Below are 7606 nucleotides of genomic sequence, written 5' to 3'. Positions count from 1 at the left end.
CCCGATAAAAACAGCAAGCCTGCAATTTTATTTCCACCTGACATAAGAGCTCCGACAATAAATGGCCCAAAAAAACCACCCGAATTTTGTCAATCCACCAAGCATATTCGCTGGAAATAATTCAGACAGCGCCTTTAAGTATAGTAGAATTCAAGTGTTTGACTAATTTGGGGATTATTATAGAAATTACGGTAATTAATAATGTTGGTTATCTTTACTATTATAGGTAATCTGTAACTCGGCACACTTCTTGCATTATAGAAGATGAGTGAATCACTCAAAAGGAGTAAGTGAATGTTTGTAAAGAATGTAATGACAAGAACTTCACAATAAAATACTTTGAAAACGATTTGATCGATGATGTAGCCAAACCAATTGTTAAATTACCAAGTGAATGGTGGATTGGTATACAACGTAAGAGATGAATTGACAGGTTATTTAATACTCAAACTTTGTTGGCAGGACTTGTATAAGGCGAAAGGCTACTAGGAGAAATTATTAAGAATGATTTTAACTTTTTAGATGAACGGAAAGAAATCAGAAATAATTGGAATTGAAAAGTATTTTATGAATCCTTTAGATATCACCACAGTTGTATATGATAACTTGGAAAAGTTAAATGATAGCTCCATTGATTTGTTCAGAATATTGCAATAATATAACGCTTCCACTTCCTTTTCAAGTAGATTATGAGAATGAAGTTCTTTCTCTTCAAATCAAGGATTTGATGCCGGAAGGTAAATGCATTTTTATTCCAATCTTTTTATTACAAGGTTACCGAGGGGAAAATGCGAATAGATATTGAAAGAAACAAAAAAGCCCTATTTCTTTCATGAATATTCTGCAATCAAGACATTAGCAGCCTACCTTACATATACAAGAGTTCGATTAGAGGAGGAGAAAGAAAATGAAGAAATTGATTAGTCCTGAGACCGCATTACAATTCATCAATGATGGCGATACCTTACTTGTTGGGGGGTTCGGATTATCAGGTACACCCAATACAATTATTGATGCGATTTCCACTTCCGATAAAAAGAATTTGACTGTAGTTAGCAATAACTTAGGTGAAGAAGGAAAGGGCTTGGGTAAGCTTCTTTTTACTGGGAAGTTGAAAGGGGCAAGAGGTTCTTATTTTACAACAAATCGAGATGCTGTCAGAGCTTGGTCAAATGGTGAGCTTGAAATTGAACTTATTCCCCAGGGGACTTTGGCTGAAGCAATCCGTTGCGGTGGCGCTGGAATTGCTGGTTTTTATACGAAAACAGCCGTAGGTACAAAGATTGCAAAAGGTAAAGAAGATAAAGTCTTTGATGGTGAAACTTATATTCTTGAACGGGCAATTAAGGGTGATGTTGCAATTATTAAAGCTCTTAAAGCCGATACACTTGGTAATCTAATATATGACAAAACAGCACGAAACTTTAATCCGGTAATGGCAACAGCAGCTTCTATAGTAATCGTTGAAGTAGATGAAATTGTGGAGATAGGTTCATTTTCTCCAGAAGAAATTGTGACGCCGCATGTATATGTGGATTATGTCGTCATGAACAGATACGTAAAAAAAGGAGGAAGATATGTTGAGTCAGTCTGAACGTATTAAAATTGCTAAACGAGTTGCTGAGGAATTACAAGAAGGAGAAGTTGTTAATTTAGGTGTTGGTATTCCGACATTGATACCGGATTATCTCGGTGATAAGAAGATGTTCCTTCAGTCGGAAAATGGACTTTTAGGAATGGGACCGACACCTGCAGAAGATGATATCGATATGGATTTAATCAGTGCAAGCAAAAAGCCAATAACCTTTGATGTTGGAGCTTCTTTGTTTGATAGTTCAGATTCCTTTCTAATGATACGAGGAGGACATATTGATGTTGCTGTGCTAGGAGCTTTACAAGTAGATGAAACTGGCGAAGTAGCCAACTGGGCTGTTCCGGGAGAAACTATTCTTGGAGTCGGTGGAGCGATGGACTTGGTGGCAGGTGCAAAGAGAATGATCATTGCTTCTATCCATTTATCCAAAGATGGAAATCCAAAATTAGTGAAAAAATTAACATTTCCTACAAGTGGAAATCGTAAGGCTGACATGATTGTTACAGAGCACGCTGTATTTAAATTTAGAGAAGGTAAAATGTATTTAGTTGAAATTCTTTCAGATATTTCAGTAAACCAATTAAGAGAAATAACGGAAGCAAAGTTTATCAGTTGAAACTGTTTTTTCCTGTTCTGCATCTGGTTTTATCATTGGTTTAACGTGTATTGGGTTGAAATTCAGCGGCTTAATTATTGATCTATCAGGCGGAATTTTAATTGTTACACTAATTCTTACAATGATAACTAGTATTATTTAGGGCATGGATCTTCCGAAGGTAGCAAAATATATCGTACAGGTTCCTCTAATAATTCCAGCTTTAAATGAACATGGTGTATCACCATTATATGTTTGTTTTTATTTTGCAGCATTATCAACAATTACTTCTCCAGTAGCACTTGCAGTTTATTGTTCCTTATATGTTTGTTTATGGGGAAACATTGTTGTTCGTCGATAATACTCCAGATATTATCTTGTCAGTTATTACATCGATTACCGGAATCATCAATCTTGCCCGGGAAGTAGAAAGCTGGTTATGACGCCATGTTTATTTGTATGAAAGAATTATTACGTTTATTGGATCAATTTTGATGGTTATTCAAGGGCTCAAGACAGATATTATGGGTTTGTGATTCTTGTATCAGTATTCATATTCCAAAAGTATTTTAAGAATGAAATTAAAAGTGATAAAAAGATCGTTAGTTAAGGGGATAGTATATGCAAACAATTACAGTAGTAGGATCAGGTGTAATGGGAAAAGGCATAGCTTATGCGAGTGCCATATCGGGATTTAAAGTATTCTTGAATGATCTCACTCAAGATATTTTAGAAAAAGCGAAATATGATATTTATGGCCTTTTAGAAGGAAGTCTTCAAAAGAGCTTTATTACTGAAGAACAATACATTTCCGCAAAAGGAAATCTTGTTTTTGAATCAGATTTAGAATTAGCAGCAAAGGATGCAGATTTAGTAATAGAAGCAGTTTTAGAAAGAATTGAATTAAAGATTGATATTTTTAAAAAGCTAGATTCGATCTGCCGTCCGGATACAATTCTTGCGACAAATACTTCGACAATGAGTCCAACAGAAATTGGAGCACAAATATCTCGTCCAGCTAAGGTAATTGCAATGCATTTTTTCAATCCAGTTCACAAAATGAAGCTGATTGAATTGATTAGAGGGTTAGAGACATCTGATGAAACCGTTCGAATTGTAAAAGAAGCCTCCAAAAGATTAAAAAAAGAAACAGTAGAAGTCAATGAATTCCCTGGTTTTGTGACATCACGCATGAACTGTTTGATTGGGAATGAAGCGATGAACATGCTGATGGAAGGGGTAGCCTCTGCAGAGGACATCGATAAAGCCTTAAAGCTTGGTTTAAATCATCCAATGGGTCCACTTGAGCTTGCAGATTTGGTAGGGTTAGATACTCGTTTAAGAAATATGGAGTACCTTTATCAAACACTTGGTGAAAAATATCGCCCAAGCCCAATCTTATTAAAGTATGTGAAGGCTGGAAGGTTAGGTAAAAAAAGTAATTCTGGTTTTTACCAATATTAATAAAAATAGGAGCTGAAAACATGCAACAATATGAAAATATCCTTGTTCGTAATGATCAGGGGATCATGTGGCTAACACTTAACCGACCTGAATTAAGAAATACATTAAATAAAGAAACATTACATGAGATTGAATCTCATTTTGTTGGGCAGAGGAAAATGCTGATATTAAAGTTATTATTATTCAAGGTGCTGGTGGGAGGTCATTTGCAGCTGGCGCTGATATTAAGCAGCTTCGTGAGAGAAAAATGCTCGAAGCTCTGATACCAGGGTTGCAGGGTCTTTATAAGAAAATTGAACAATCAAGCAAAGTTACGATTGCTGCTATCCAAGGGTTTGCACTTGGTGGCGGATGCGAATTGGCGCTAGAGTGTGATATTTGTATTGCTACGCAGAAAGCGAAATTTGGCTTGCCGGAGTTGAATCTTGGAATCACTCCAGGTGCGGGCGGAACACAGCGTCTCACGAGAGTTGTTGGTAAGGGTAGAGCTTCAGATATGGTACTAACAGGAAAAATTATAGACGGTAATGAGGTAGAAAGAATCGGATTAATTACGTATTTGGCTGACGAAGGAAAGCTTGAGGAAAAAGCTCAGTCTATCGCACAGGAAATTATGAAAAAAGGTCCTGTAGCTATTAAACTAGCAAAGCTTGCAGTTCATAAGGGGTTTGATATTGATCTTGAGACAGCGATGCTGATTGAAAAACTTTCTCAGGCAGTTGCTTTTGGAACAGTGTACAAAAATGAAGGTACACAGGCGTTTTTAGAAAAAAGAAAAGCAGAATTCAAAAATCAATAAAAGGAGAGAGCTACCATGGACTTTAATTTATCTGAAGATATTGAATTTTTAAAGAGTAATGTGCGTAAATTTATCAAAGAAGAAGTAGATCCATATGCCATGGAAATTGAAGAAAAGGATCACATTCCAGAAAAAATTGTTGAAATGTCTAAAGAAATGGGGTTGTTTGGACTAAGTATTCCGGAAGAGTATGGCGGTCTAGGGCTTGATATGGTAGGGAAATGTGCAATTTTTGAGGAAATCGGCAAAACCCATAATGGTTATACAACTTTGATTGGTGCTCATTGTGGTATTGGTTCCGTCGGAATAGTAGAGCTAGGGAGTAAAGAACAAAAGATACGTTATTTACAAAAAATGGCGACAGGGGAATGGATTGGCGCATTTGCCCTGACAGAACCAAATGCTGGTTCTAATGCTGCAGCACTTAAAACAACAGCTGTTAAAAAAGGAGATAAATATATTATCAATGGCTCAAAGCATTATATTACTAATGCTGTTGACGGACACGTGTTCACAGTAATGGCTGTTACAGATAAGGAAAAGGGAGCGAAAGGAATTACGTCTTTTATTGTTGAAAAGGATTTTCCGGGATTTGTTCTTGGAAATGTTGAACAAAAGATGGGGTTAAGAGGTTCTCATTCAGCAGAATTATTTTTCGAGAATTTAGAGGTTCCAGAAGAGAATGTACTTGGTGAGGTTGGAATGGGTTATGTTAATGCATTGAAAATTCTTACAAATGGCCGTGCTGGACTAGCAGCTAGAAATCTAGGTTCTTGCGAAAGGCTACTTGAGTACTCTTTGCAATATGCCAGAGAGCGTGAGCAGTTTGGGAGGCCAATAATCGAAATCCAATCTGTTCAACATATGCTGGCAGAAATAAGCATGCTTATTGAAACGCTTAGGTCACTGACTTACCGTGTTGCTTGGATGTCAGACCAAGGAAAGCGTGTTGTTAAAGAAGCAGCTATAGCAAAACTATACGCTTCAGAGGTATACAACAAGGTTGCTGATTTAGCTGTTCAAATACATGGCGGAATTGGTTATATGAGAGATTATCCAATAGAAAGATATTACCGTGATGCGAGGATAACCAAAATTTATGAAGGTACATCTGAAATTCAACGAAATATTATTGCAGGGGAATTAAAGCGTGAAGTTTCTTATGGGGGAGTGTAAATATTGAATCAAGTATACGTTGTAGAATCAGTTAGAACTGCAATTGGCAGCATAGGTGGAACGATAAAGGATATAACAGTTGATTGCAGAAAAAGTAATTCGTGAGGTGTTGTTACGTACAAATCTAGAGATAGAAGTAGATGAAGTCGTTATCGGGCAGGCTAAACAAAGTGCAGATACTTCCAATCTTGCGCGTTTAGCAGCAGTAAAAGCCAATCTGCCAATTACTACAACGGGTTTTACCGTGCATAGGCAATGTGGATCTGGATTGCAAGCGATTAACACGGCGGATATGCAAATTAGACTTGGATATCAGGATGTTGTGATTGCTGGAGGAGCAGAAAGTATGAGCACTGCACCATATTATTTTCGAAATGCTTGCTAGGGTTTTGGAGCAGGGAATGGCCTTCTGCTAGATCCAAATACAGAAAGTCAGCCTTGCTCTCAACCTATTGAAACATATAGGAACTTGACGATGGGGTTAACTGCAGAAAATCTAGCAGAAAAATATAATATATCACGTGGGAGCAAGATGAATTTGCATTAAGAAGTCAGAAGCTTGCAGGGGCAGCGATTGAGTCTGGCCTTTTTGAAAAGGAAATTGTTCCTGTTGACGTGAAAAAGAAAAACGAAACAATAGCCTTTAAGGTCGATGAGCATCCAAGGGCAACTACTTTAGAAAATCTATCTAAGTTAAAAGCTGTTTTTAAAGCTTTAGTTGAACAAAAACGTTAGAAGATCCATCATATCTGATGTATTTTTTCTTTGAAAACGTATGAAAATGTATAGAAACGAACATTTGAAGTAAAAGATCGATTCCTTAAAGGATTCGATCTTTTTTGTTAATGTAGGAGTGGGATTTCTTATTTGCTGTACAAAGCTAAACGATTGCTCTGATCTAAGAAGGATTAAAGCTTTATTTTATTGAAATTATTGAAAATTATACACTAATAATAAGAAAAAAGACATAAAACGCAAGCTTCAGTTTTTTTGAAAAAGAGCAGCGTCCTATTAGATCTCCTAATATTTACGGTATATCCTAAGTTTTCTAACCTTCGGACCGAATTTCGTACAATGGAAGCTTGCTTTTGTTTATCAAAATAATCTTCGCCTAAGTCTACATACATTTCTTTCCTTGTTAAAAGATAATAAGAAATTCTTAACATGGCGTGGGCAACKACAATTCCAGCTCGTTTTCTTCCTTTTCGCGCARYTGTCCGTCTGTATAGAGCGCCAAGATAGTTTTKGGAGGCTCCAACTGAATGAGCAGCTTCGGTTAAAGCAGATTTTAAAKRTTTATTTCCCYTTTTGCCTCTGGTTGATTTCCTTTTTCCTGCACTTTCATTGTGTCCTGGTACGAGGGCGGCCCATGAACATAATCTGGCTGCACTTTCGAACTGTTTTTCAACGTCCGTTCCGATTTCAGCTAGAATTTGTTCTGCCATTCGAGTGGCAATACCAGGTATTGAATCCAGTCGTTCTATGCTTTCTTGATACACACTAACTCTTTGGTCAACCTCTTGATCAAGTTTTTCAATCTGTTCAGTCAGAAARTCAATATGAGTWAGAATCGTTTTRAGYATCATGCGTTGATGAGGATTCACATACCCATTCAGGGCAAGGATTAAATCATCTTTTTTCTTCTTCATCGAGCGTCGCGCAAAGTTTGCTAGTTTCTCAGAATCATCCTCACCATTTGCGATCGCATGAAGCCATGTCCTTTGATGAAACGCCCATGATATCCGATACGACAGAGCCTARTTTGATATTTRCACCTTCAAGGACCTTTTGAATTCGATTATGCTGTCTAGCTCGTTCTTCAATAATACTTCTGCGATAACGAACAAGCTCACGYAATTCTCGYTGATTTCGATCAGGGATGAAGCTTGCTTTCAACAACCCATGACGAAGAAGTTGAGCGATCCACTCGGCATCCTTGACATCTGTTTTTCGACCAGGGACTGCTTTCATATGTTGT

Annotated in this window: 10 protein-coding genes and 1 pseudogene; 9 read left to right on the top strand and 2 right to left on the bottom strand. The window is 37.1% G+C overall.

The window, feature by feature from the left end; genetic code table 11:
• Positions 1–907: 907 nt before the first annotated feature.
• From AC1DUW_RS17085 to AC1DUW_RS17045, 9 genes and pseudogenes are all read left to right on the top strand, one after another.
• Positions 908–1594 carry a CoA transferase subunit A gene (locus tag AC1DUW_RS17085; RefSeq protein ID WP_477643037.1) on the top strand — a complete coding sequence of 229 codons (687 nt, stop codon included), beginning with the start codon at positions 908–910 and terminating at the stop codon, positions 1592–1594.
• Complete coding sequence (locus AC1DUW_RS17080) at positions 1578–2210, top strand: 3-oxoacid CoA-transferase subunit B (protein ID WP_477643036.1); 633 nt, start codon at positions 1578–1580, stop codon at positions 2208–2210. Before AC1DUW_RS17085 ends, AC1DUW_RS17080 begins: the two co-directional genes overlap by 17 nt.
• A gap of 145 nt (positions 2211–2355) precedes the next feature.
• A complete protein-coding gene (locus tag AC1DUW_RS17075; RefSeq protein ID WP_477643035.1) occupies positions 2356–2550 on the top strand; it encodes a hypothetical protein in 195 nt (64 codons plus the stop codon).
• The gene (locus tag AC1DUW_RS17070; protein WP_477643039.1) at positions 2492–2632 is read left to right on the top strand and encodes a hypothetical protein; all 141 of its coding nucleotides are present in this window, start codon (positions 2492–2494) and stop codon (positions 2630–2632) included. Before AC1DUW_RS17075 ends, AC1DUW_RS17070 begins: the two co-directional genes overlap by 59 nt.
• 178 nt (positions 2633–2810) lie before the next feature.
• The gene (locus AC1DUW_RS17065; RefSeq protein WP_477643034.1) at positions 2811–3653 is read left to right on the top strand and encodes a 3-hydroxyacyl-CoA dehydrogenase NAD-binding domain-containing protein; all 843 of its coding nucleotides are present in this window, start codon (positions 2811–2813) and stop codon (positions 3651–3653) included.
• 20 nt (positions 3654–3673) lie between these two features.
• Complete coding sequence (locus AC1DUW_RS17060) at positions 3674–3916, top strand: hypothetical protein (RefSeq protein ID WP_477643033.1); 243 nt, start codon at positions 3674–3676, stop codon at positions 3914–3916.
• Entirely contained in the window at positions 3820–4452 is a 633-nt protein-coding gene (locus AC1DUW_RS17055; protein WP_477643038.1) for an enoyl-CoA hydratase/isomerase family protein, read from the top strand. Before AC1DUW_RS17060 ends, AC1DUW_RS17055 begins: the two co-directional genes overlap by 97 nt.
• Before the next feature lie 15 nt (positions 4453–4467).
• Positions 4468–5628, top strand: coding sequence for an acyl-CoA dehydrogenase family protein (locus AC1DUW_RS17050; protein WP_477643032.1), 1161 nt, complete (start codon positions 4468–4470; stop codon positions 5626–5628).
• Positions 5629–5631: 3 nt separating this feature from the next.
• A pseudogene (locus tag AC1DUW_RS17045) lies at positions 5632–6339 on the top strand (thiolase family protein); the annotation flags it as partial.
• 236 nt (positions 6340–6575) lie between these two features.
• On the opposite strand, the gene AC1DUW_RS17040 reads toward AC1DUW_RS17045, so the two are convergent.
• Positions 6576–7277 carry a transposase gene (locus AC1DUW_RS17040; RefSeq protein WP_477643031.1) on the bottom strand — a complete coding sequence of 234 codons (702 nt, stop codon included), beginning with the start codon at positions 7275–7277 and terminating at the stop codon, positions 6576–6578.
• Positions 7278–7317: 40 nt separating this feature from the next.
• Positions 7318–7606: IS110 family transposase (locus tag AC1DUW_RS17035; protein WP_477643030.1), on the bottom strand; the 289-nt coding region annotated here is incomplete at its 5' end.

The sequence above is a fragment of the Peribacillus sp. P4_C12 genome (assembly GCF_056402095.1).
The sequence above is the reverse complement of the archived record's forward strand: the minus strand, read 5'-3'. Positions and strand labels throughout refer to the sequence as shown.